The 24,554-nt window shown below is 37.7% G+C and carries 21 protein-coding genes; 3 read left to right on the top strand and 18 right to left on the bottom strand.

Annotation, left to right across the window (positions count from 1 at the left end):
- Positions 1–236 precede the first annotated feature (236 nt).
- Positions 237–2,333, bottom strand: coding sequence for a heavy metal translocating P-type ATPase (locus ON15_RS01120; RefSeq protein ID WP_010579629.1), 2,097 nt, complete (start codon positions 2,331–2,333; stop codon positions 237–239).
- Between the two features lie 278 nt (positions 2,334–2,611).
- On the opposite strand from ON15_RS01120, the gene ON15_RS01125 reads away from it, so the two are divergent.
- Positions 2,612–3,781, top strand: a complete 1,170-nt coding sequence (locus ON15_RS01125) for a hypothetical protein (protein ID WP_010579630.1) — start codon at positions 2,612–2,614, stop codon at positions 3,779–3,781.
- A 67-nt stretch (positions 3,782–3,848) separates the two neighbouring features.
- Here the strand turns inward: ON15_RS01125 and ON15_RS01130 are convergent, their stop codons facing one another.
- From ON15_RS01130 to ON15_RS01140, 3 genes are all read right to left on the bottom strand, one after another.
- Positions 3,849–5,105: a coiled-coil domain-containing protein gene (locus ON15_RS01130; RefSeq protein ID WP_010579631.1), complete on the bottom strand. Its 1,257-nt coding sequence runs from the start codon at positions 5,103–5,105 to the stop codon at positions 3,849–3,851.
- A 130-nt stretch (positions 5,106–5,235) separates the two neighbouring features.
- Entirely contained in the window at positions 5,236–5,976 is a 741-nt protein-coding gene (locus tag ON15_RS01135) for a DUF4811 domain-containing protein (protein WP_010579632.1), read from the bottom strand.
- A gap of 33 nt (positions 5,977–6,009) precedes the next feature.
- On the bottom strand, positions 6,010–7,458 hold the full coding sequence (locus tag ON15_RS01140) for an MDR family MFS transporter (protein ID WP_010579633.1): 1,449 nt from the start codon (positions 7,456–7,458) through the stop codon (positions 6,010–6,012).
- A gap of 137 nt (positions 7,459–7,595) precedes the next feature.
- Between ON15_RS01140 and ON15_RS01145 the strand changes: the two genes are divergently transcribed.
- Positions 7,596–8,072: a MerR family transcriptional regulator gene (locus tag ON15_RS01145; RefSeq protein ID WP_026049413.1), complete on the top strand. Its 477-nt coding sequence runs from the start codon at positions 7,596–7,598 to the stop codon at positions 8,070–8,072.
- 39 nt (positions 8,073–8,111) lie between these two features.
- Here the strand turns inward: ON15_RS01145 and ON15_RS01150 are convergent, their stop codons facing one another.
- A complete protein-coding gene (locus tag ON15_RS01150) occupies positions 8,112–9,317 on the bottom strand; it encodes an acetate/propionate family kinase (RefSeq protein ID WP_010579635.1) in 1,206 nt (401 codons plus the stop codon).
- A 345-nt stretch (positions 9,318–9,662) separates the two neighbouring features.
- Between ON15_RS01150 and adhE the strand changes: the two genes are divergently transcribed.
- Positions 9,663–12,281: a bifunctional acetaldehyde-CoA/alcohol dehydrogenase gene (gene adhE, locus ON15_RS01155; RefSeq protein WP_026049414.1), complete on the top strand. Its 2,619-nt coding sequence runs from the start codon at positions 9,663–9,665 to the stop codon at positions 12,279–12,281.
- Between the two features lie 91 nt (positions 12,282–12,372).
- On the opposite strand, the gene ON15_RS01160 is transcribed toward adhE, so the two are convergent.
- From ON15_RS01160 to ON15_RS01215, 13 genes are all read right to left on the bottom strand, one after another.
- Complete coding sequence (locus ON15_RS01160; protein WP_010579637.1) at positions 12,373–12,942, bottom strand: folate family ECF transporter S component; 570 nt, start codon at positions 12,940–12,942, stop codon at positions 12,373–12,375.
- Positions 12,943–13,172: 230 nt separating this feature from the next.
- On the bottom strand, positions 13,173–13,922 hold the full coding sequence (locus ON15_RS01165) for an NrtR DNA-binding winged helix domain-containing protein (RefSeq protein ID WP_010579638.1): 750 nt from the start codon (positions 13,920–13,922) through the stop codon (positions 13,173–13,175).
- Between the two features lie 61 nt (positions 13,923–13,983).
- On the bottom strand, positions 13,984–14,856 hold the full coding sequence (locus ON15_RS01170; protein ID WP_026049415.1) for a MurR/RpiR family transcriptional regulator: 873 nt from the start codon (positions 14,854–14,856) through the stop codon (positions 13,984–13,986).
- Positions 14,828–15,427: a HutD family protein gene (locus ON15_RS01175; protein WP_010579640.1), complete on the bottom strand. Its 600-nt coding sequence runs from the start codon at positions 15,425–15,427 to the stop codon at positions 14,828–14,830. Before ON15_RS01175 ends, ON15_RS01170 begins: the two co-directional genes overlap by 29 nt.
- An 84-nt stretch (positions 15,428–15,511) precedes the next feature.
- Entirely contained in the window at positions 15,512–16,774 is a 1,263-nt protein-coding gene (gene hutI, locus ON15_RS01180; protein WP_010579641.1) for an imidazolonepropionase, read from the bottom strand.
- Positions 16,775–16,780: 6 nt separating this feature from the next.
- The gene (locus ON15_RS01185) at positions 16,781–18,856 is read right to left on the bottom strand and encodes a urocanate hydratase (RefSeq protein WP_010579642.1); all 2,076 of its coding nucleotides are present in this window, start codon (positions 18,854–18,856) and stop codon (positions 16,781–16,783) included.
- A 24-nt stretch (positions 18,857–18,880) separates the two neighbouring features.
- Positions 18,881–20,215: an amidohydrolase family protein gene (locus ON15_RS01190; RefSeq protein ID WP_010579643.1), complete on the bottom strand. Its 1,335-nt coding sequence runs from the start codon at positions 20,213–20,215 to the stop codon at positions 18,881–18,883.
- Positions 20,215–21,495, bottom strand: a complete 1,281-nt coding sequence (locus tag ON15_RS01195; protein ID WP_010579644.1) for a Zn-dependent hydrolase — start codon at positions 21,493–21,495, stop codon at positions 20,215–20,217. Before ON15_RS01195 ends, ON15_RS01190 begins: the two co-directional genes overlap by 1 nt.
- Before the next feature lie 45 nt (positions 21,496–21,540).
- A complete protein-coding gene (locus ON15_RS01200; protein ID WP_010579645.1) occupies positions 21,541–22,299 on the bottom strand; it encodes an ABC transporter ATP-binding protein in 759 nt (252 codons plus the stop codon).
- A 13-nt stretch (positions 22,300–22,312) separates the two neighbouring features.
- Positions 22,313–23,164: an ABC transporter permease gene (locus ON15_RS01205; protein ID WP_010579646.1), complete on the bottom strand. Its 852-nt coding sequence runs from the start codon at positions 23,162–23,164 to the stop codon at positions 22,313–22,315.
- Between the two features lie 27 nt (positions 23,165–23,191).
- A complete protein-coding gene (locus ON15_RS11900) occupies positions 23,192–23,581 on the bottom strand; it encodes a substrate-binding domain-containing protein (protein ID WP_235720414.1) in 390 nt (129 codons plus the stop codon).
- Entirely contained in the window at positions 23,581–24,216 is a 636-nt protein-coding gene (locus ON15_RS11905) for an ABC transporter substrate-binding protein (protein ID WP_235720415.1), read from the bottom strand. The genes ON15_RS11900 and ON15_RS11905 overlap by 1 nt, the downstream gene beginning before the upstream one ends.
- Positions 24,217–24,235: 19 nt before the next feature.
- Complete coding sequence (locus ON15_RS01215; protein ID WP_010579647.1) at positions 24,236–24,514, bottom strand: NAD(P)-dependent oxidoreductase; 279 nt, start codon at positions 24,512–24,514, stop codon at positions 24,236–24,238.
- Positions 24,515–24,554 lie beyond the last annotated feature (40 nt).

Genomic DNA, 24,554 nt, shown 5'->3' on the forward strand with positions numbered 1-24,554 from the left:
AAATCCAAGTTGATGATTACATTGGACCAGAAACCGATCTGTACATAACTGATCAATACAATAAAAGGTATGCTGAAATCCCGCAAATTGTTTGGTTAAGGACCACCACCTTATATGATTGGCTCCACTTAACCCGCAAAATTGAGGAAATTAAACATCACCGTTTACAAAAAGTATAAAAAAAGGCTGCAAAACTATCGTGAATTAGCTAGTTTTGCAGCCCTTTTAGTTCTTGTTTAGAGCGACTTTTCATTTAAACTCATTGCATTCAAGGCAACAATTACGGTCGACAAGCCCATAACGATTGCTCCAACAGCCGGATCTAGAATGATTCCGATTGGAGCTAAGACCCCAGCAGCAAGTGGTAAAGCTATTAGATTATAACCAGCTCCCCACCAGAGGTTTTGAATCATTTTGCGATTGGTTAGTTTGGCCAATGATAAGAAACTTAAGATATCGTGCGGATCCGACTTAACTAAGATTACATCAGCAGAGTCAATGGCGACATCAGTTCCAGCGCCAATTGCAACTCCTAGATCAGCCGTCGCCAAACTTGGCGCATCATTAACACCATCACCGACCATCATGACGTGTTTTCCATCATGCTGATACTTTTCAATGATCTGTTGTTTATCAGCTGGCAATAAGCCAGCATGATAATCAGTAATTCCCAGCTGATCAGCGACATATTTGGCAGCGGCCTGATTGTCACCAGTTAGCATAACTGGAGTGATTCCTTGGGATTTAAGCTTAGTTATCAGCTTTTGAGCACCCGCTTTCAGCTGATCGCCAGCGGCCATCATCCCAAGAATCTGCTGCTGATCATCCAGCAAGAAACTGATCGTATTACCGCGGCTTGACCAAGTTTCAACCTGCTGGCGATCGAATTTAAGTCGCTTTTTCATCAAATAGCCAAGATTAACGATCAGATACTGCTGACCATTGATTTGACCGCTCAGACCAACACCCGGCAGCGTTTTGACCTGTTGTGCAGCTGGCAGCTGAAGTTTTTGTGCTTTGGCAGCGCTCAAGATTGCTTGAGCTAAGGGATGTGATGAGTTAGCTTCCAAAGCAGCTAAATTTCCTAGGAGTTGCTGTTTGGAATATCCATTAGCTGGTACCAGGGCATTCAACTTAAACTTCCCAGCCGTTAGCGTTCCCGTCTTATCGAAGAAAATATGGCTTAACGACTTGGTTGCCTCAAGTGCCTGACGATTGCGCAATAACAAGCCATTTTTAGCACCGATCGAAGTCGAACGGGCCACTACCAGGGGAATCGCTACGCCCAAAGCATGCGGGCAGGCGATCACCAATACGGTAACCATCCGACTTAAAGCCGTTGCCAACCCTTGCGGCAGCCAAACGAAAAAGGCAATCAAGCCAACGATCACGGCCGCATAAAACAAGTACCCGGCAACCGTATCGGCACGCGTCTCAGCTTTGGATTTAGCCTGCTGAGCTTGTTGGACCATTTCCATAACCTGCGATAAGTAACCATTTTGACCAGTTTTAGTGATTTTGACCGTCAACGTACCATTTTCATTGATCGAACCGCCGATCACTTGGTCGTTGACTTTTTTAGTCACAGCGGCTGCCTCACCAGTGACCAGAGCTTCATTGACAGCTGATGAGCCGGCGGCAACAATTCCATCAGTTGGCAGACTTTCACCGGCTCGGACTTGAACTAACTGACCCGTTCGCAGCTCCGTTAACTTGACATCGGTAATTTGACCATCCTTGGTGACCAGATGAGCTGTGCTTGGCAGTAAAGCCGCAATTTTGTCTAAAGCATTGCCAGCCCCCATGACCGCATTCATTTCAATCCAATGTCCCAACAGCATAATTAAGATCAAAGTTGCTAATTCAAACGAAAAATCCATGACCGCCGTTTGGGGATGACCAAAATTATTGATTAAAATCGCATAAAGGCTGTAGAAGAAGGACACGGAAATTCCTAAAGTGATTAGGGTCATCATTGCCGGCTTTTTGTCTTTGACCTCAGCAACTGCCCCCTTTAAAAATGGTGCTCCCCCATAGAAATATAACAGAGCATCAAACAACAGGATCACCAATCCTTTGCTAGCTCCGCCTTCCCAAGAAATAAGTGCACGATCAAGTCCCATCACTGGCGCTAGAAACAAGACCGGTAAAGATAAAATCAATGAAACCCAAAATTTTTGCTTAAGATTTCCCATGTGCATCATCTGCCCACCGTGCATCATCATATCGTGGTCCATTTTCATCGAACCATGGTCCATCTTCATCTCATGGTCCATCTTCATTGAACCATGATCCATTACCTGTTCCTGCTTATCCGTCGTTTTTTTACTCATTGCTTTTCCTCCCCTAGAAAGTCTGCTGATTAAGTTCTATTTTAAGCTTACAATTGTAAACGTTAAAAAGCAAGCTCTTGTTTCTCATCGCGCTTAAAGCTCACTTTCAGCTTACCATTTCTGGTTTCCCAATTCGCATTTAAGGATTTATCACTCCTTCATTACTAAAAAAACTTTTTCCAGTTGCTTAAAATAAAACTTAGCGGTCTTACTAGACTTTCTAAAAGATACCAATTTGTTGTATACTCAGAATGTCCAATGTGAATGGAGGAAATATCGTGTTTTTTTATCAACGCCTGCAGTCCCAATATGCCAATCTATATTTGACATGCTTGGCTGCTTTTGTTTTTCTAATGATGATTGATTTAAGCTATGCTGTACCCGTTATTTTCCCAATGTATACACTTTATTTAGCAGTTAAATCAGTCGCATTTTTCATTTTAATAATTTTCTTGCTCCGAAATGATTTAACCCTTAGAATCCGCTTAGCTGTGATCATTAGCTTATTATGTTTTTATTTTTTCAGTAAATGTTCAGGTGATTCAGACTTTTTTTATTACGCAATCTTTGCTATCACTGCTTGGAAACTTGATTTTAAAAAAATAATTTGGACTTTCTTTTGGATTGGATTGTCAACTACTAGTCTAATAATTTTAGCTAGCTTACTCAAATTGATTCCAACTCAAATTATGGATGGAAGGCCCGGTTTTCAAGTACTAAGATTCTCATTTGGCTTTTTGACACCAACTGATTTGGCGGCCCGCATCTTTTATCTGCTTTTGGCGTATTATACTTGGCACAAGTTTCAAGTATCAATTCCAGAAAAAATTATCAGTATTATTTTGGTTGCCTTGACTTTTTTGTTGACCAATTCGCGCTTAGATTTGATAATGATGCTCTTGTTGCTGGCAATTGCATTTTTCCCAAAGCAAGTCAAAAAAAATCTGCGGCAGTTAGGATCATATTTCATAAGTTGGTTGGTGGCTTTTTATTTAATTATTTTTTTGGCTTTGACGGTGTTCTTTGACCCACAAATAAAATTTTTCCAAATCCTCGATGGCTGGCTTTCCAAACGGTTGTCTTTAGGTCAAAAAGGATTATTTGATCATGGAATCACTTTGTTTGGACAGCATGTGATTGAACATAGTAATGGAAATCTAGCTTTTGCAATTCAAAAAGATTATTTTTATATTGATTCTTCGTATATCCGGTTGCTAGTCATTTCTGGCCTGATTACCACAATAATCGCCTGCTCAGTAATTTTTTACTTAATTTATTTATTTGTTAAAAAGCAGACTTTTTCACTTTTAATTGCATTATTATTAGTCATCATTAGTTCTGCCATTGATCAACATCTATTGCAACTGTCTTATAATTTTATTTTATTAGCTATTTTTGCTGATCTTTCTGCTTGCCAAGACCAACCCGATTATTTGTCAGTCAGCTGATAGATCAAGATAATTCAAAGAGGGTTGGAAAAATATAATTTTTCCAACCCTCTTTGAATCTTGCGACTTAACGTAAGCGAAAAAAATCATAACCAAATGCTGCCAAAATAGCAACCGCTGGTAAAGCCACTATTAGTTTATCAAAATTTGATGCGAAAAAATCGTGCTTTTTTCTTGATTTAGCAGCATGGGAGGTGACTGGTACCTTAGTTTCTGCTGCTGATGAATGATTAACACTGGCTTGAGTTGACTGCTGCTTGGTGCTTTGAACTGATGAAGACGTTTCACTAGTCTTCTCAGCGGCTGTTTTCACCACGCGTTCAACTGGTACTTTAATTTTTGCTGCTGAACTGGCTGATGTTTTCGCTGCTGAACTGGCTGCTGATGAAGTTTTTGCCTTTGCGAGCGGCGGTGACAACTTAGTCAATAATTTATGACTAGCTGCTAATTGTTGGTCAAGTTGTTGATAACTTTTTTGTGCAGCTAAATAATTTTGTTCTGCTTGATTTGCTTGTTGCTGAGCGACGGCTAATTTTTGCTGCAACAAATTAATTTCCAGCTTGATTTGAAAAATTTTTTGCTGATTTGCCTGATAAGTTACCTGATAACTCTTAAGCACTGACTGCAAAGCTTTGATTTGCTGGGTGAGTTGCGAAATTTGACTCAAAATTTTATTTGATGCAGCTGTTTGAGCTTTTAGATCAGCTTGTGCTTGTTGCAAAGCTTGATTTTTTTTGGCGACTGTCGACTGCAGAGTACTCAACTTAGTTTGATCTGTACTTAATTGCGTTTGCACTGCAGTTAATTGCGCTTGATTTGATGAATCTGCCTGCTGCAGCTGATCCAAAGCCGACTGATCAGCAGCAACTAAAGCTTGTTGCTTAGCCAGTGCCTGCGTAAGCGAAGTTTGCTGAGCTTGAAGTTCCGTCACCAGATTTTGTGCTTGTTTTTGAGAACTTTGGGCACTTGTAGTCTGCTTTTGTAGTTTTGCAAGTGTCACCTGTTGCTGATAAATTGTTGTTTTTGTCTGATCGATTTGGCCTAAAAGTTTTAACTGAGCTTGATTAAGCTCCTTAAGCTGAGTTTGAAGAGTTGCAATTTGTACAGTCAAATCACTGACCACTGCTTTAGCTTGCTGCCAAAGTGAATCAGTTTTAGCTTGTTGCTGTTTAGCGAGCTGAACTTGCTGCTCTAAACTCAGTAATGTTTGGCTAGTTGCATTTTTCAACGTCAAATCAGTTGCCACAACTTGATTATCAGTCTGAAATAAAGTCAACACCAAGACTGGCGTCAAAAGCAATGCTACCCTCAATGGATTTTTCATAACTGGCCCTTTCTAAAAAAGATAAATTATGTAACATATTTATTATATATCAATCCCGCTGATTTGATAATCAGCTTGATAAAAAAAATGAAAAATGTTTTCCAGACATTTTTCATCAATAAAAAACTGATTATTTTTCTAGTTGTTTTAGTAATTGGTTTACGGCTTGTTTTTGATAAGCAGCAGCCGCTTGCTGAGCTAATTTTTGACTCAATTGCTGACGCTGACTGTCTGACATCGTTGGATCGTTCTGCAAAGCTTTTGTCAAACCAGCTTTGACCTGAGCCACAGCGTACTGTTGAGCTCCCTGTTTCAACTGAGCTTGTTTTTGCTTTAGCAAGGCTTCCAACTGCTTAGCCTGCTTGGTACTTAATACCAGCCAATTATGACTGACCTTGAAGGTATATTGGCGCTTAGCAAGCTGATTCTCATTATTAGCAATGCCAAACCAGAAACGATACCAGCTATTTTTATATTGCCAGCGCGTCGTTTTGATCTGCAAACTCGGCTTAGCAGCATGATGTTTAACCTTTACTTGATTTTTTGCTGGATCAGCACTGGTATTGCGCAGCTTTTTTTGCTGGGAAGTTTTATATAGGTAGACTTTTTCTTTTTGCTGCGTACCCAACGGCTGATAAAGCAAGATTGACATTTGCTGCGAGCTGACACTTGAAGTCAAATTATAGCGTTGTGTCTGCGAAACTTGCTGCATGCCAAAGTGATCATGATCATTTCTAACAATTAAGGTAATCGTAATTATCAGTAAGACTCCCAGTATAACACCCACGATGATGCGCCGGCCAAAGGGCTTGATGGCAGTCATGCTGATAAAAAGCAGTAATGCCAAGATGATCAAAGCTCCAATAATCATTTGGTCTCAGCCTCCTTTACATGCGTTTCAACTTTAATTGAGCGCGGTACCCGATCGCTGACAAAAAAGGACAATTAAAAAACCGAGCAGTGAAAAGAGAACAGTCACCCAAAAAGCAGCATGATAACCACTGACAACCGCATCTAAAGCATGATTTTTATAAAGTAGTGGCTGTTGCTTCAATAAGCTGTGAGTCGGCATCTGTTGTTTGGTAACATTTGTCAAAATACTAATCATGATGGCGGTCCCCATTGAAGAAGCTACCTGACGAATCGTGTTATTAACCGCCGTTCCATCACTCATTAAGTGCAACGGCAAAGCATTCATCCCCGAAGTAGTCACTGGCATCATTGTCATTGCAATCCCAAACATCCGCAAAGCATATAAGACGATAACATACAGATGTGGGGTGGTTTTAGTAATAAAAGCAAACGGTACTGTCCCAATCGTCAGCAAAAATAAACCAGTCACTGCTAGCCTTTTTGCTCCAATCCGGTCAAAAATTTGGCCAGTTATCGGGCTCATGATCCCCATCATTAAAGCTCCCGGTAAAAGCGTCAAGCCGGAATGAAAAGCTGACTCACCCCTGACCGTCTGTAAATACAGCGGAACGACCATTTCCGTGCCGACCATGGCAATCATAGCAACTGAACTCAACAATGTTGCAATTGAAAATTCAGGATTTTTCAAGACGCGCAGTTCCAAGAAGGGTTTTTCCAAATTCAATTGGCGCTTGCCAAAAAGGATGATGAAAATTACGCCGATAACAATCGCTGTCCAGACCAGACCACTACCCCAGCCTTTATCACCAACTTCCGAAAAACCATACAGTAGGCTGCCAAAGCCAATCGTTGACCATAAAGCTGACAACCAATCCAATTTTTCACTGCGAGCAGGTAGCAAGCTACGCATTAGCCAGATTCCGCCTAAAATTACGACCGCAACAATCGGCAAGATCATCCCAAATAAAGTTTGCCAGCGGTAATTATCAATTACCCATCCAGAAAGCGTCGGACCAATTGCCGGTGCTAAGCCGATTACCAAACCAGCTAGCCCCATCGCAGCTCCCCGACGATTAGCTGGAAAAATTGTCAGCATTAAAGTTTGGAGTAATGGCATAGTTACCCCGACCCCTAGAGCCTGGATCAATCTTCCAGTTAATAAAGTAGCGAAATTTTGTGCTAGATAACAGGTCAAAGTCCCAACAAAAAAAGCTGTCATAGCAGTCAAATATAGCATTTTCGAATTAAAACGTCCCATCAGCCAGGAACTGATTGGGATCATGATTCCATTGACCATTAAAAAACCAGTCGTCAACCACTGAACAGTTGAAGCATTGATATCAAAATATTTCATTAAGGTTGGAAAGGCGGTCGCTAAGATCGTCTGATTCAAAACCGTACAAAAAGTACCAACTAACAACAGAATAACCAAAAGTGGACGATTATAAGGCTTGCCGTTGGTATCAAGTGATTTTGCCAAAACTTGATCCTCCTTGTTTACATTTCAAAAATTTAAGTCTGACGATAAATATAATCCCTTTTGATTTTTTTGTCAACTTACTTGACAAAGTTGTTAAAAAATATACAATTAAGGTCAGAAATTAAAACAACTAAAGGATGAAAAAATTGACACATAATCTTTTGACTGATCCAGAATTTGTTAGCCGGATTAAGGAAATTATGCGACAGGATAATTTCCTACTGGGCATCGGCGACATTGCGCGGGCTACGGGAGTTTCCCAACGTAAATTGCGTTATTGGGAACAGCGTGGCTATATTAAAGCTGCCAAGTGTGCCGATAACCATCAACATCGCAAATATTCCTACTATACGATGGCACGAATCAGCTTGATCAAGTCTTACTTAGATTCTGGGTTCACTTTGAAAGCGGCGGTCGAAAAAACTCAGGCCCACGACCAGGCCGCAGCGGCGATCCATAAAATGTTCAAGGAACGCATTTCCGGGGTCAGACGTTTAGCTGATGGTTACGAATTTGATCTTGGTCCTTTAAAGGAACAACCAAATACACATGTAGTTGCAGTCATCAAGCAAGCTGAACCAACCAGTCTGTTATTAAAAAAAGATCGTCACTAGACAGGTACTAGCAACGATCCTTTTAGTTTTTTACGATTGCTACTCTTCAACAGCTGACTTGGCTACCAAAGCAAATGTATCACGAGCAATCATCAACTCCTCATTTGTCGGAATTGCCAGCAAATGCGCACTGCTGTCAGTATTCGAAAAATCAAATGGCAACTGATGTGTTTGATTGTAACACGGTCGAAAACTGATTCCCAGGCATTCCAATCTGCGACAGATCATATCGCGAATTAAGCAGTCGTTTTCACCAATTCCGCCAGTGAAGATAATTGCGTCTGCGCCACCAAGTTCCAGCCAATAAGCACCAATATAGTCACAAATCCGTTTGACAAACATCTTAACAGCCAAAGCAGCCTGCTGGTTAGTTGACAATTGCCGCTGAACTTCACGCATATCACGACTGATTTCTGAAACACCCAAAATTCCCGAATGATGATTTAAAACCTCTAAGCACTCATCAATATTCTGAAACGCTCCATGATCCAATAAAAAAGCCAAGGCAGAGGGATCAATATCACCACTGCGCGTACTCATCATCAACCCTGAAACCGGCGAAAAGCCCATTGAGGTGTCAAGACTGCAGCCATTTTTGATAGCGGCGGCTGAAGCTCCGGACCCCAAATGCAGCGTGATCAGCTTCAAGTCAGCCACTGGCCGTTGCAGCATTTTAGCTGCTTGTTGGGCAACGTAACGGTGACTGGTTCCATGGGCACCATATTTACGAACTTTATATTTACGGTAATATTCTAATGGCAGTGCATATAAGTAATTTTCTGGCGGGAGGCTAGTATGGAAAGATGTATCAAACACCGCAACTTGGCGACAATTTGGTAACAATTTACTGGCTTCACGGATTCCCGCAATATTGGCCGGATTATGCAACGGAGCTAACTCAGTCAAATCTTGCAGTTGTTCCATCATAGCTGAAGTAATTTCGGTTGATTTAGTAAAAACTTCTCCACCAGCCACGATCCGATGACCGACCCCACTGATTTCTTGACTACTTTTGAGCAATCGATATTTAATCAAAAGCTGTAAAGTCAAGGCAATCGGATGAAGCTTTCCAGAAAAATGATCAATAAATACTTCTTCTTGATCAGCTAATGTCAAAGTTGCCTTACATTTTTGCTGATTTGAGTAATCGATCAAAACCTTGGCTAGACATTTCTCTGCCGGCATTTCAAACAAACTAATTTTAATTGACGAACTGCCGGAATTGACCGAAAGGATTTTTTTCATTAATCATTCTTCTTTCCTCTATTGTGATATATTTCACGTTATATATTAACATACTTAAAAACGTTGTCAATTGATTTTTTATTATTTTTCTTTACCCCTTATAATGTAAGCGATTTCTCAAGAAAAACGAAATAATTTGTTTTATAATTTAATAATAAAACGATTATGATTTTAGTGTTGCAATTCACAATCTTTTAGTTTATTATTTGTTTTAGTTACATTAAGTGACTTATTTCACAATTGAAATTATCAATTTTTTTAAGGAGGATTTAAATGACTGTTACCAAAAAAGTTAAACCTACACTTTCTCAAGCAGAAAAAGCTGCTTAATATCAGCAAGCTGAAATTTATACTAATAGTTTAGTTGAAAAAGCTATCATTGCTGAAAAGCAATATGCCAGGTTTCCCCAAAACCAAGTTGATCAGATTGTTGGAGCAATGGCCCACGCTGCCTCTCAAGCTGCACTTGAATTAGCTAAAGCAGCGATTGCCGAAACGCAACGTGGAATCCTCGAAGATAAGGTAATCAAAAATCAATTTGCGGCTGAAAATGTCTATAATACTATCAAGCATGATCGTACCGTTGGAATTATCAATAATGACCCGGTAGCTGGTAAAATCGAAATTGCTGCTCCGTTGGGTGTTTTGGCTGGAATCGTCCCAACGACTAACCCGACTTCAACAGCTATCTTTAAATCATTACTAGCTCTTAAGACTCGCAATGCAATCATTTTTGCCTTTCATCCCCAAGCACAAAAATGTTCCGTTCAAGCCGCAAAAATCGTTTATCAGGCAGCTTTAAAAGCCGGGGCACCCCAAAATATTATCCAATGGATTGAAAAACCAAGTCTCGATAATACGACTGCTTTAATTCGTAATCCTAAAATTGCTTCAATTCTAGCAACTGGTGGTCCAGGAATGGTCAATGCTGCTTTGAAATCTGGAAATCCTTCGATGGGCGTTGGCGCTGGTAATGGTGCGGTTTATGTCGATCATACCGTTGATTTGGATCGCGCAATTGAAGATTTGTTGCTCTCCAAGCGGTTCGATAATGGGATGATCTGCGCTACGGAAAATTCAGCTGTTGTTGAAGCCCCAATCTATAATGCTTGGTTGAAGAAGGTGCAGGCTAAAGGGGCTTATCTGCTGCCACCAAAGGATTATCAAAAATTAGCCGATTTTGTTTTCAACGACCGGCATGGGGTTAATGGTCCAGTTGCCGGCAAATCGGCTAAATGGATCGCCAAACAAGCTGGGATCGACTTGCCGGCTGATAAAGATGTCATAATTTTTGAATTGGATCCCCAAAATATTGGTGAAAAACTTTCTTCGGAAAAACTTTCTCCGCTGCTGTCAGTTTACCAAGCTCACGACCGTCAAGATGCAACTAAGATTGTTGCCTCCTTATTGAATTATCAAGGTGCTGGTCATAATGCGGCAATTCAAATTGGCTCGCAAGATGATCCTTTCATTGATGAATTTGCCGATAAAACTCAAGCTGCACGAATTTTGATTAACCAGCCGGATTCAATTGGTGCTTTAGGTGATATTTACACGGCAGCTTTGCGGCCAAGCTTAACTTTAGGAACTGGTTCATGGGGGAAGAATTCATTGTCACATAATTTATCAACGCGTGATCTGTTAAATATCAAAACTGTTGCTAAACGTCGCAGCCGTCCTCAATGGATTCGGTTGCCCAAAGAGATCTTTTATGAAAAGCATGCCCTGTCTTATTTGCAAGACGTTCACAAAAACATTAATCGAGCCTTGATCGTTACCGATACCAACCTTTCTAATCAAGGCTTGATCGAAGAAGTTAATGCTCAGTTAGCTTTGCGCGACCAACCAGTCAAGGTTTCAATTTTTGATAAAGTGACCGCCGATACTACTATCAGCCAAACCTTAGCACTCGCCCAGGTTATTGCCCAATTTAATCCAGATACGATCATTGCTTTAGGCGGTGGAACAGTCATCAATGCTGCTAAACTGGCACGTTTTACTTACGAATATTCGCTTGATCAAAAAACCGGCTTTTTGGAAGATTATCAGGCAAATCGCAGCTTATTCATGAGTATCGAGCAAAAATTGATGGATATCAGTGAACGGGTCGTTAAATTCAACCATCATTTAACCAGTCAATTAATTGCCATTCCGACAACTTCTGGAACTGGATCAGAAGTAACGCCATTTGCGATCGTTACCGATGATCAAACTAAAATCAAATATCCACTAGCTGACTATGTTTTGACGCCACAAACAGCGATCATTGATCCTGAATTAACCAAGCAGTTGCCAAAAACTGTTGTCGCAACTGGTGGGATGGATACTTTATCCCATGCACTGGAAGCCTATGTTTCAGTCATGAATTCTGATTTTACTCGCCCGTGGTCACTAGAAGCTATCAAATTAGTCTTCCAAAATCTGGTGGCTGCTTATAATTATGATCCTGCCCACCCAACCTTTGCTGGCGAAACTGCCCGCAAAAAGATGCACTATGCGGCGACTTTAGCGGGGATGGCATTTGCTAACAGTTTCTTAGGGTTAAACCATTCTTTAGCTCATAAAACCAGTGGCGAATTTGGTCTGTCAAATGGTTTAGCCGTGGCCTGTGCTATGGTCCCAGTCATTCGCTTCAATGCGGTCACTGGCAAGGTCAAACGGACGCCATTTCCCCGCTATGCAGTCTATCGAGCTCAAAAAGACTATGCTGAAATTGCCAGTTTTATCGGCTTAAAAGGTCAAAATGATGCCGAATTAGTTGAACAGCTTTGTCAGCAAATTCAAAAACTGATGGCAGCTGTCAAAATTACACCGCGCCTATCAGCAAATGGTGTTACTAAACAGCGTTTTGAGGGAGCTTTAAAGACTTTAGTTGAGATGGTCTATACCGATCGTTGCACTACGACTAATCCACGTCAGGCCAGCTTGGCAGAGATCGAACAGTTGCTACGCGATCAATTCTAATTTCTGCGATAAATTAAGCATAAGTTACGATAATAAAAAGACACACGAGTTTTTTAGACGTGTGTCTTTTTGTTATCGTAGCTAGGCCAGCTTAGCGAGCTAAACGATTAGTAATCCGGCTTTCAAATCTTTTCCGTAACTGAGTTCGATCAATTGCTTTAATTACAAAAAATAATATTGGCGTTTGAAGCGCAAAATCGATAATATTACGACTTAAACGACTCCAAAATAATACTTTCCAAGCAACTTGATAGGTTAAATGGATCAACCATGAATCACAAAATAGGCTAATAGGAATTAATACCAAAAAATTGGTAATAATAATTGACCAAATACTCGGCTGTTTTTTATGCAAAAAAACACCATAAACCATTCCACCTAAAAAAGCTGTTAATAAAAATGGGAAAGCAAATGTTCCACCACCCAATAAAGTTCCAATAATATCTGACGCCATCTCTAATCCCCCGGTTAACCACGGACCGAAGAAATATCCCATCAAAGCAGTACTAATAAAGCCTAAATTAAAGTCTAAATAAGCTGGACCTAGTGCTAACTTGTAAAAAACAACATCAATGGCTAACAAGATTGCTGCTAAAGTTAATACCTCAACTCTTAACCGCGGACTTTTCCAGCTGAAAAAATCATTCTGTTTACTACTCATTCTCTCTCTTCTCTCTGCATCTAACTGGCAACGCAACAATTATTTTAGTTTCTTTTACCAATCACTCCCTAATCAGCAAGCGACATTTTTAGTGTTTTTAGGATGTCTGACGTTAGATTTTAAAAAATGCCCCTGCCTTTTAGGTATAATTTACCTTTATTTACCTAAAAATAAAAGCAAATTATACTTTTATTGAATTCATTTTACCTTGATTCTAGTAATAATGCAAGTTAAACTTGCAACCGATACAAACGAGCCGGCCGACCTGGTCCTTGCTTAGCCGCTACCCCAACTTCTTGGAACAGCCAATCATGAGTTTTGCGAAAATTCGAATTGTCAATTTGGTCCGCTTTAATTTTTAAAAAAGCTGCATAAACGACCCGAGCTGCTTTCAAAGTAAAACTCTTCCCCAAAACTAGAAGAATACTTGGTTGATAATCGAGTTTATTTCTGATCCGTAAACACGCAATCTTCAGCAACCATTCATGATCAAAGGCTAAAAAACGCTTCTGTTGAGCAGTTTGGTAAAACTCAAGTTCACTCTGCCGCTTAGGCAAAACAAACTCAGCTGCTTCTCTGGTAAAGGTGTAATTCTGCTGCTGATCATGGCCTAAAGCAAACCACTGAGCATCAATTGCCCCATAGCCAGCATTCAACTTGGGCATATCAGGCAAAAAGGTCATATAGGCTAACGAAATTTCACGCTTAGCAGTTGGCGAACGCAACGGATTAGTAAAAGTTTCCAACTGTTCAGTATGAAAACGCGACAGCTTCAAACCAATCTTCTCCTGAACTAAACGTAAAGCAGCCTGATCAGCACTTTCGTGAAGCCGCATGACGGTTTCAGGCAACGCCCAATAATTTTGAAACGGTGGATCCGCCCGTTTGATCAATAATAAATTGACTCTTTGTGCGCGCAGATCAAAACTCCAAATAATATTGGTTATTGTAACTTTCGGCTCGACAACAACTTCAACCACTTAGACCACCCATTTCCATTACTTGCTGCTTAAATTATACCGCAAAAACGGAAAGAACAAATTATAATAAAAACGAATGTTCATTTTTATTCATTTCTTCGATTTGATTTAATCGTTGATCAATATTAGGAATTTTATTTGAAATATCACGCATCAATAAGTTTATTAAGAGTAACGGTGTACTATAAACATCAAAAACTGAAGAAATTGTAATTGGACTGATCAAAGCAACCTTTGAACATTTTACGATTGGCGATAAGCGGCTATCCGTAATTGAAATAATTTTGAAGCCTTTATCATTTAAATCTTGCATTTTTTTCAGAAGTGATCTTGAATAGCGCGGAAAAACCGTTGTAAAAATTAAACTCTTTTTTGGATCCTCCAGATCAACATTTTCCCAAGCTGGAGTCCCATAATTCATCTTATAAATGTTAGGTCTTAACCGACTTAAAATATAATACATGTAAGGCAATAAGGTTTCAGACATTCGGTTGGACATTAAAAAAATTTTATCAGATTTGGCCAAAGTTTCAACAACAATTTTATATTCTTCCGTTTGCGTTATCTCTTGCAATTCCTTTAAATTATTGATTTCCTGATTTAAAATATTAAGGTTCTTATCATTTTCAGCCTCACTATTAATGATTAAATGTCGCTTTTTGATGGTCATTTCTGAACTGATAATTTTTTGCAAATAACGTAAAAAGTCATTATAGCCATTATAGCCCATTTTCGTGCAGAATCTTGAAACACTCCCTTGACTCACCCCTATTTTATTGCTTAAATTATCAGCCGTCATAAAGACGATCAAATTGTATTTTTTTTCGATATATCTGGCAATTTTCTGATTGACTTCTGAAGTTTGGCCCACTTCTAATAAGCGATCATCTAAATCCTTTTTATCCTTAATTTCCTTCACTTTCAAATGAATCATCTCTTTTCAAACAAAATATTGCTGCTTGTCCGTTCAACTCTTTATTGTCGACTTTTAGTTGCAGTTTTTGATGGTCAAAGTTTTGAATTATTAGGCAGTCCTTTTCTCCTAGCTGAAATTGATGATTGCTAAGAGAGACTTTAAAATTCCCTTTTAAGGCAAAAACTCCGACTATCTCATTATTAAATTTAAGTTTTTCTGGCAAGTTGCTAATAGTTAACTCCGCCTGCCACTTAGGGTGATAAATTAAATTAAGATCCTCAGATACACCTAACGATTTAACTTGATCACTTCCATTAAAATAATATGGTTGATTTTTTTTTATTTTAAAGCTTTGAAAATTATTTATCAAAATAATATCATCTTTAGTTGGAATTAGAATTCTTTTAAAACCATTCAAATTTGAAAAAGTGCTTTTTTCAATCTCAATCGTTGCGTAGGAAAAACGAAACTCAAAATTTCTTTGCTGGTAATCTCCTTCCTCAGGATAAAGGTAAACCTCAGTTGTCTTACCGCCTAGCCATGATTTTCCAACATATGAATTGTGTTTTCTTAAAATAATTTTTGCCATTAATATTCACCATCTGTTTTTTTGATAAAAAAAGGATAAACTATGGTTTAGCATAATCTATCCTCTACAGTTAAGCTTAAGTTTCTACGCTTGATAAACCAACCTTCCATTTTTAATAACTTTAGAAACAATATTATTTCCCGTATTGTACAATAAGTAACGAAAATCAGGGTAATTTAGCAACACAATATCACCAATTTTCCCGGGTTCTAAACTACCTTTTTTATTAGCAACATCTAACGCTGCCGCGCCATTCAATGTCAAGGCAGTTAATATCTCATTCATCGTCATTTTCATTGAAAAACTTGATAGTGCAACTATCAATGGAATTGAACAAGTGAATGAGCTTCCCGGATTATAATCTGAAGCAAGTGCGACCCCACAATTTTTAGCAATTAGCTCGCGGGCAGGGGCAAAGTTTTCTTTCAAACAAAAGGCCGTACAAGGCAGCAATGTCGCCACGGTATTCTCTTTTTGACTAAGTTCATCAATTTCAGCTGAAGAGATTTTTATTAAATGATCTGCCGAAACCGCATCTAATTCTGAGGCCAATTTAACTCCGTTTAAATTAGCAATTTCGTCTGCATGCATTTTAATTTTAAATCCAAGTTTTTTGGCTGATTTCAGTAGCTTTCTAGAAACCTCTAAATCAAAAACTCCCTTATCGCAAAATACATCTACAAATTCAGCTAGATTTTCTTCTTTTATTACCGGTAAAACTTCTTTTATTATAAATTCAATATATTCATCAGCTTGGTTGTTAAATTCTCGTGGAATAGCATGAGCTCCGAGATAGGTTACGGAAATATCTACTGGTTGTGTAATATTTAGTTCTCTAAAAACCCTTAATTGCTTAAGTTCAGTTTCTTCATCTAATCCATATCCGCTTTTACCTTCCACAGTAGTTATCCCTTGACGTAACATTTCTTGCAAGCGATTCGAACCTAGCTCTTTTAATTTTGCTGCAGACGCATTACGTGTTGCATCAACAGTAGCCTGAATTCCGCCACCTTTTTCCATTATCTTCAAATAAGTTGACCCTGCAACTCTTTCACAAAATTCATCAAGCCGATACCCTGCAAACAGAAAATGAGTATGTGAATCAATAAATCCCGGAACAAGTGTTGATCCAGTTGCATCTATGATCTGGTCAATAGTTGAAATGCTATTACTGTTAAGTTTTTTTATCACTTCATCTGTTTCACCAATATACTTTATTAGTCCATCCTCAAGGAAAATTGCACCATCATTAATAATTTTTAACTGATCCATTTCTTTACCATGCTTAATAGAATTACCAATTGGAGTTGCAATCTGGCTCGCATGAAGAATTAATAAATTTTTCATTATTTATCACGCTTTCGGAAAAGTTTTTTCAACTGACTTATCAATCAAATCTTTTTCTGCTAAATACGGTTCAGTAATATGTGCTTCGCCTTTAAATTTATTATTAAATTCTTGGGCTGTATCCATTGCATTTTTATTTCTTGCCCAATTTCTTCGTGCGACTCCACCCATAACATCCCAGAGGATTGCTTTTTCAATAATTTTATCGACACGTTGACTTCCATCTAAGACTAAGCCAAAGCCACCATTAATAGCACGTCCGATTCCTACTCCACCGCCATTATGCAGTGTCACTAAACTCATTCCGCGAGCTGCATTACCTGCAAAACACTGGACTGCCATATCGGCCATAACGTTGCTTCCATCATGGATGTTTGAAGTCTCTCTAAAAGGAGAATCTGTTCCACTAACATCATGATGATCGCGACCAATCATAACTGGACCGATTTCACCTTTTCTCACTAACTCATTAAATTTAAGTGCGATTCTGATTCGCCCTTCAGCATCTTGATAAAGAATGCGGGCTTGTGTTCCCACTACTAATTTATTTTTTTCTGCATCACGAATCCATTTGTAATTATCCAAATCTTGATAACGACGATATTTATCGATACAATCCATCGCCGCTTGATCAGTTTTTTGTAAATCCGCTTTCTTGCCAGACAGACATACCCAACGAAATGGTCCATATCCATAATCAAACAAGTTTGGACCCATTATATCTTCAACATAAGAAGGAAGAATGAAACCATCTTTATCATCAATACCATTTTTTGATACTTCTTTAACACCTGAATCATAAACTGCCTTTAGGAAAGAATTGCCATAATCAAAGAAATACGTTCCCTCTTTATGAAGTTTTTCAACCAATTCAAAATGTTTGTGTAAAGTTTTGTCAACTAATTTATGAAATTTTTCCCGATCATCTTTTAACATTTTTGTACGTTCTTCGAAAGTGATTCCTTGAGGGCAATAACCACCTTCATATACCGCATGACAAGATGTCTGATCTGATAGCAAATCAACGTGGATATTATGATCAATAACATATTGCAATAAATCGACTACATTTCCATAGTAGGCGACTGATAAAGCAGCTTTATTTTTTAAAGCAGTTTCAACCTTTTTAAATATCTTATTTAAATCATCTGAATAAATGTCCACCCAACCTTGATCAAGCCGAGTTTTTATTCTTGAAAGATCGACTTCGGCAATTATTGAAACAGCATTTGCAATCTTAGCAGCTTTAGGCTGTGCCCCGCTCATTCCACCTAAACCTGAACTAATAAATAATTTTCCCCTTAAATCATCTTTTAAAGGAATTCCTAATTTTTGGCGTCCAGCATTTAATAAAGTATTGTAAGTCCCGTGTACAATTCCTTGTGGACCAATATACATCCAACCTCCAGCTGTCATTTGACCATAATTGGCAACTCCCATTTCCTCAGCAACTTCCCAATCTTTCAAATTGTCAAATTCTCCAACCATTAAACCATTTGTAATAATAACTCTGGGTGCGGTTGTTTCAGAAGGAAAAAGGCCTATCGGATGACCCGATTCAATAACCAAAGTCTGTTCATCAGTTAACTGTTGCAGATACTTTTTAATTAGTTGATATTGCATCCAATTTTGACAAACACTGCCAGTTTCACCATAAGTAACTAATTCATAAGGGTATAAACCTACTTCAAAATCAAGATTATTATCAATCATAACTTGAAAAGCTTTACCTTCAAGACATTTTCCCTGATATTCATCAATTGGATGACCATAAATTCTTCCTTGAGGCCGGAAGCGATAGCCATAAATTCGGCCTCTCGTATATAACTCATTTAAAAATTCTGGTATTAATTTCTCGTGAAATTTTGGTGGAATATATCTTAAAGCATTCTTCAAGGCAACTTTTGTTTGATTTTTTGTCAAATGAAAACCACGAGAAGGTGCTCTTCTAATTCCTTCAACAAATTTTGGATAAACAGGAAGTTCATCATCAACTAATGATAATTCAATCGGTTTTTCGTTAATTTTGATCTTATTTAAAATTTCAGAAACCTCTTGATCTCTATCTTTTACATCACTCATTAAAAATTCATTTCCTTTCTAAGCTTAATCAATGCTTTCGAAATAACTCATTGTTTGATCAACTTTTTGCATAACACTTTCTTCATCAATCTTACTTAATTTTCCATTTTTAACTGTCTCTTCACCATTTACAAATACTGACTTGATAGCTGTAGGTTGGAGTGAATATACAATGTTAGGTAAAAGTTGTTCTAAATTATTACTTAATGGCTTCATCGAGAAATCATTTAAGTCAATGCCAACAAAATCTGCCAAAGCACCTGGCTTTATTTCCCCGGCATTTAAGTCTAATTGCTTAGCGCCGTTTTTTGTGCCCATATCAAAAGCTTGTTGACATTTGACGCAAAGCGCATCCTGCGTGGCTGCTTTTTGTAATAATGCTGTCATTCGCATTTCTTCAAAAACGCTAATTCGATTATTTCCACAAGCTCCATCGCTGCCAAGGGCAATGTTAATCTGATTAGCTGCCATTGCTGGAATGTTTGTTATACCGTCAGCTAAAAACATATTACTAGACGGGCAATAATTTAATGAGGCATGTTTACTACCTAACAACTTAATTTCACTATCATTTAACCAAACACCATGTACCAGAACTAAAGAAGAATCCACAACCCCTAATTTATCCAAATATTCAACTGTCCTAAGGTGATGCTTTTCAAGCGTAGCCTGAACTTCGAAAGGCTCCTCTGCAACATGAATGTGGAATTTAGTACCCATTTCTTGGGCTAAATTATGACCAGCCTGAATCATCTCCGGACTCGCTCCGTGTAAGCTGTGGGGAGCTGGTAAAACCGTAACTAATGGATCATTTTGATGTTTTACCGCTAACTTTTTTGTATTGGTAACTGCTTCATCAACTGATTCTAAGTAGCCATCTGGTGCACCATCCCAATCATACATTGTCCTAGCAAGAACTAAGCGAATGCCAATATCCTTAGCAGCCTGAATAATTGCTTCATCTGATTCATTGCCAAAATTATGCAGGTAGAAGAAATCACAAACAGTTGTCACGCCACATTTCATCATTTCGGCGTAAGCAAATAATGCACCATTATAGATATCTTCCAATCTCATTTTAGGTGAATACTTGTAAAGCGAATTGTCACGCCATTTTAAAAATGGCTGATCAATAGCGATGCCTCGTAACAAGCTTTGAAAAGAGTGATTATGCGTATTAACTGTTCCAGGAACAAAAACCAGATTTTCATATTTATCAGAAGGAACTTGCGTATATTTTTTTAAAATACCTTCTTGCGGTCCAAGGTCCGTGACCGTATTGTTGGTAATTAGCATCGCCCAGTCTGTTTTAAAACCAGTATTTGTATATAAATATTTTGGCAATAATATTCTCTGCATTAATCTAACTCCCTGTCTAAATCCAAAATGGTTTGTAACAATACATTCCCAGCAACTTCAATATCCTCAATTTTTGAATATTCTTCTTTACAGTGACTTTTACCATCAATACTTTTAACAAATAACATGCCTGACCGACCGATGCGAGCCAGATTGGCTGCATCATGTCCTGCCATACTAGTGAAGACTTTTAAATTGAGTTTTTCGTTAGCAGCAATCGTATCGGAAAATGCCTGAATAATCTTCGGGTTAAGCTCGACTGGCTTTTGATTTAAAATTACGTTACGCGTAACTTTTAGGCCAGCTTCCTCAAGTCTTGCAAACAATTTATCCAAATTGCTGATTGCCTTTTCGACTAAGCTCCAATCTCCGGAGCGTAAATCAACATTAAAGCGCACCCTGCCTGGAATAATATTAGCCGCATTAGGCTCAACCTCAACAAAGCCAATCGTTCCAACGATCGGTTCCTTGCTTTTTAGATTCTGTAAATATTCACGCAACTTAACGTTGAGCCAACTTAACGCCAAAAGTGCATCTTTACGATGAAGAATATCAGTTGTCCCTGCATGATTAGCCTCTCCATCAATAACAATCAATTCTCGATAAATACCAGTTATTTTTTTGACAACAGCTACTGGATCACCACTGTCAAACAACCTTCTGCCTTGTTCAATATGGCACTCAATAAAAGCTGCGAAATCCTGATCTGACCAGCGGGCACTTGCTAAATTCTCAAAGTCCCCGCCTAAACGATTAATCGCCTTGGCCAGTGGCTCGCCAGTTTCAATATTTTTAAACTTTTTTAAATATTTTTTATCAACCACTCCCGAAATTATTTTGCTTCCAAGAGTCGAAATTTGATAAGGATTAGGTTCTTCTCCAGTTAAAGAAATCAGTCTTAGTGGATGCTTTAACTTAATTTGCTTCTCAGTCATCGTTTGAAAAACTTCAGTTGCAAGTAAAACGCCTAGTGCACCATCATATTTACCACCTTCTGGAACACTATCATTATGTGAACCAATGATTAACGGCTTTAACGATTGGTTGGTTGAATATGGATACTCTCCCCACAAATTTGCAGCTGCATCCGTTGTAACCGGGATATTAAAATTCTGCTGCCAATAAGTTTTGATCCAATTTCTTGATTCAATGTCAGCCTGCGAAGCTAATGAACGATTTATACCACCTCTTTTGCTTAAACCAATCTGTCCTAAATTCTCAATATTTTTTTCTATTCGGGCTTTATTAATTGTTATCTCAATCAAATTACTTTTTACCAATCACACTACCTTCTTTAAAATATTAAGTATTATTAATATTTATAATTATTTAGATCTAATTAATTTACTAGCAATTCCTTTATATTTCAAAAATTCTGATGTTAGTCTTGTTTCAAATCTCCTTTGTTCACCCAGTTCTATTTTTAAAATTTTCTTAATTTTTCCTGGATGTGAACTCATTATTACAACTCGATTAGCAAGCAAGATTGCTTCTTCAACATCATGTGTAACCATTACAATTGTTTTGGGTGATTTTTGCCAGATATCAAGCAATAAATCCTGCATGTCCTCTCTAGTTTGCATGTCTAGTGCTCCAAATGGTTCATCTAAGAGTAATACTTCAGGATCATTTGCTAAGCCTCTAGCTAACGCAACTCTTTGCTGCATTCCACCAGAAAGGTTTTTGGGATATAAATTTTCAAACTCCTTTAATCCTACCAAGTCAATATATTTTTCGGCAATTTCAGATCTAGTTTTTTTATTAGTTCCTTTTTGCTTTAATCCAAATTCAACATTTCTTTTAACAGTCATCCAAGGGAATAAGCTATAGTGCTGAAATACCATTCCTCTATCAGAGCCTGGGCCATCAATTTCATGTGAATGACATTTAACCTCACCATTTGAAGCAGTTTCTAAACCACCAATTATTCTTAAAAGAGTAGATTTACCACAGCCAGATCTTCCTATAATAGAAACAAATTCTTTATCATGCACTGTTAAATTAATGTCACTAAGTGCTTGAACATCACCATTTTTTGTATGAAATTTTTTTGAAACATTTTTTACTTCGATACTTTCGTCCATAATTCAAATCCCCCTAAAAATTCCATGCAAACAATATTTTATTCAGCAATGTTAGAACTGTGTCAACTATTAATCCAATTATTCCTAAAATTAAGATTCCTACAAAAATCCTATCAATTTGAAAGGTCCTTTCTGCTTGAAGAATACTAAATCCAATACCTGACGAAGCTCCGACTAATTCAGCAACAATGACATATGTCCAAGCCCATCCTAAAACAATTCGAATAGTGTTCATTATATCTGGTAAACTTTTAGGTAGTATAACTTTCCACAAAACATTTAGAGTATTCGTTCCAAGTGTATATGAGACCTCGATCAATGATTGATCAACATTTCTAATGTCATTTGCAATCATTAAAACTAGCTGTGGTAAACTTCCCAAAATTATGATCGCAATTTTTTCAGATTCACCAATTCCAATCCAAAAAATAAAAAGCGGAATAAATGCCGAAGCAGGCATATACCTAACAAAAGAAAAAACTGGTTCAAAAAATGCTGCAATCGGTTGGTAAGCGCCGACTAAGATCCCTAATGGCAAAGCAACAATCAAAGCAATAAAAAAGCCAGTCATTACTCGATAAATAGTAATACTTATATCACTCCAAAAACCTGTAGAGAGCATATTAGTCAAAGCACTAAACGTTGATGAAGGAGTTGGAACAAACATTGTACCGACTATTTTTCCATAAGTTATCCAACTCCAAAATAGCAAAATTAAAACAAAAGCTAAAATTCCCAAAATTATTCTATTTTTTCTAGCAACTTCTTTCTGAGGTACTAAAATTTTTCTCAAAACTGATTTTTTCTTTAATTTCACTGACCCTTTTGTAATATATTCAGAATTTTCTGCTTTTGAATCCGTCATTTTTTCACCACTCTCAATATAAAAAATTTACTTTATTTCATTTACAAAAGTAGGATTAGTAACTTTCTCTGCACTGATCTTGTTTTTAGAAATTTTTGATGTGTACCACAAATCTGATGCAATTTTTGAAATTTTATAAATTTGACCTTTGTTCTTTTCTGTACCAAAGTATTTCTTATTTCCCTTTTTGTCGTACAGCTTAATTTCTGTAGTCATTTCCTTTTTTAATTCTTTAGGTCCAATACCCGCTTTTTTGCTCATGATTTTGTATGCTGAAGAAGGGTGTGATTTAATATAAGCCAGAGCCTTATACCATCCTTTGATTATTCCTTTAACTTCCTTTGGATGCTCTTTAATGAAACTCGTGCTTAAACCTAAAGTATCAACAATAATTCCCGGTGAACTCTTGCTTGACATTACATTACCACATGGCCGTTGGTCCGCTTTTCAGCCTTTGATAACCATGGCTGCCAAGTCATCGCAGCATCAACTTTTTTGGCTACAAAGGCACTTCCTGCGGCTCCTGAATCCATTGATTCCACTTTCATTTGAGACAATTTCATATGATTTTTCTGTAACATATAGTTAAACCAAAAGTAACTAGCTCCCCCGGTAGTATCTAACGCAACTGTTTTGCCCTTCAAATCTTTAAAATTTTTAATATCCTTAGTCCCCACAAGTCCATCAGCACCAGTAGATGTATCTAAAGCCAACACATTTTGAATTTTCAAACCACTTGCTGCACTTAAAACATTAGTATCGACAGAAGTTGCAATGCCTTGAATCTTTCCTGAAGCCAATGCGCTTTTACTGTCAGATTTGCTTTCAATATCTTTAATCTGAACATTAACTCCATAATCTTTAAAAAAACCCTTTTGTTCAGCCAAATCTAGTGGGTAAAAACCTATCCAAGATGAATGAGCAATTTTAACTACTTTATTGTTAGCAGAAACTTGGCCTATAAAAACAGTTAAAACTGATAACAAAGATAAGAAAAATACAAATACTGACCGTTTAATATAATCAGTTTTTTTATCGATTAAATCATTCATATTTATTTCCTTCTTTCCTTTAATTAAAATTCACAATATCATTAGGGAACTCTCCCTTGTACATTGCAATTGCATTCTCAGTTGCTCTCTTTTTCAATTCATTAATTGATTCAAAAGATAGATAAGAAATATGAGGGGTAACAATTATTCCTTTGGTTTGTAGAACTGGTAAGTTCAAATTATGTGGGGGTTCTTCAGCAATTACATCTAAAATTGCCCCCTTTATTTTTTTAATCTTAACGGCTTTGATTAATTCATCTTCATTAATTACCTTGCCTCGAGCAGTATTAATTAACACACAATTTTTTTCATTAAGGAAAACTGATATTTGCTAATTA

The sequence above is a fragment of the Liquorilactobacillus vini DSM 20605 genome, assembly GCF_000255495.1.
Lineage (GTDB): Bacteria > Bacillota > Bacilli > Lactobacillales > Lactobacillaceae > Liquorilactobacillus > Liquorilactobacillus vini.

What these genes read in the sequence shown, in the direction of transcription:
- ON15_RS01120 (WP_010579629.1), bottom strand. Translation starts at nt 2,333, where the DNA reads ATGAGTAAAAAAACGACGGATAAGCAGGAACAGGTAATGGATCATGGT.
- ON15_RS01130 (WP_010579631.1), bottom strand. Translation starts at nt 5,105, where the DNA reads ATGAAAAATCCATTGAGGGTAGCATTGCTTTTGACGCCAGTCTTGGTG.
- ON15_RS01135 (WP_010579632.1), bottom strand. Translation starts at nt 5,976, where the DNA reads ATGATTATTGGAGCTTTGATCATCTTGGCATTACTGCTTTTTATCAGC.
- ON15_RS01145 (WP_026049413.1), top strand. Translation starts at nt 7,596, where the DNA reads ATGAAAAAATTGACACATAATCTTTTGACTGATCCAGAATTTGTTAGC.
- ON15_RS01150 (WP_010579635.1), bottom strand. Translation starts at nt 9,317, where the DNA reads ATGAAAAAAATCCTTTCGGTCAATTCCGGCAGTTCGTCAATTAAAATT.
- ON15_RS01160 (WP_010579637.1), bottom strand. Translation starts at nt 12,942, where the DNA reads ATGAGTAGTAAACAGAATGATTTTTTCAGCTGGAAAAGTCCGCGGTTA.
- ON15_RS01170 (WP_026049415.1), bottom strand. Translation starts at nt 14,856, where the DNA reads ATGATTCATTTGAAAGTGAAGGAAATTAAGGATAAAAAGGATTTAGAT.
- ON15_RS01175 (WP_010579640.1), bottom strand. Translation starts at nt 15,427, where the DNA reads ATGGCAAAAATTATTTTAAGAAAACACAATTCATATGTTGGAAAATCA.
- hutI (WP_010579641.1), bottom strand. Translation starts at nt 16,774, where the DNA reads ATGAAAAATTTATTAATTCTTCATGCGAGCCAGATTGCAACTCCAATT.
- ON15_RS01185 (WP_010579642.1), bottom strand. Translation starts at nt 18,856, where the DNA reads ATGAGTGATGTAAAAGATAGAGATCAAGAGGTTTCTGAAATTTTAAAT.
- ON15_RS01190 (WP_010579643.1), bottom strand. Translation starts at nt 20,215, where the DNA reads ATGCAGAGAATATTATTGCCAAAATATTTATATACAAATACTGGTTTT.
- ON15_RS01200 (WP_010579645.1), bottom strand. Translation starts at nt 22,299, where the DNA reads ATGGACGAAAGTATCGAAGTAAAAAATGTTTCAAAAAAATTTCATACA.
- ON15_RS01205 (WP_010579646.1), bottom strand. Translation starts at nt 23,164, where the DNA reads ATGACGGATTCAAAAGCAGAAAATTCTGAATATATTACAAAAGGGTCA.
- ON15_RS11900 (WP_235720414.1), bottom strand. Translation starts at nt 23,581, where the DNA reads ATGTCAAGCAAGAGTTCACCGGGAATTATTGTTGATACTTTAGGTTTA.
- ON15_RS11905 (WP_235720415.1), bottom strand. Translation starts at nt 24,216, where the DNA reads ATGAATGATTTAATCGATAAAAAAACTGATTATATTAAACGGTCAGTA.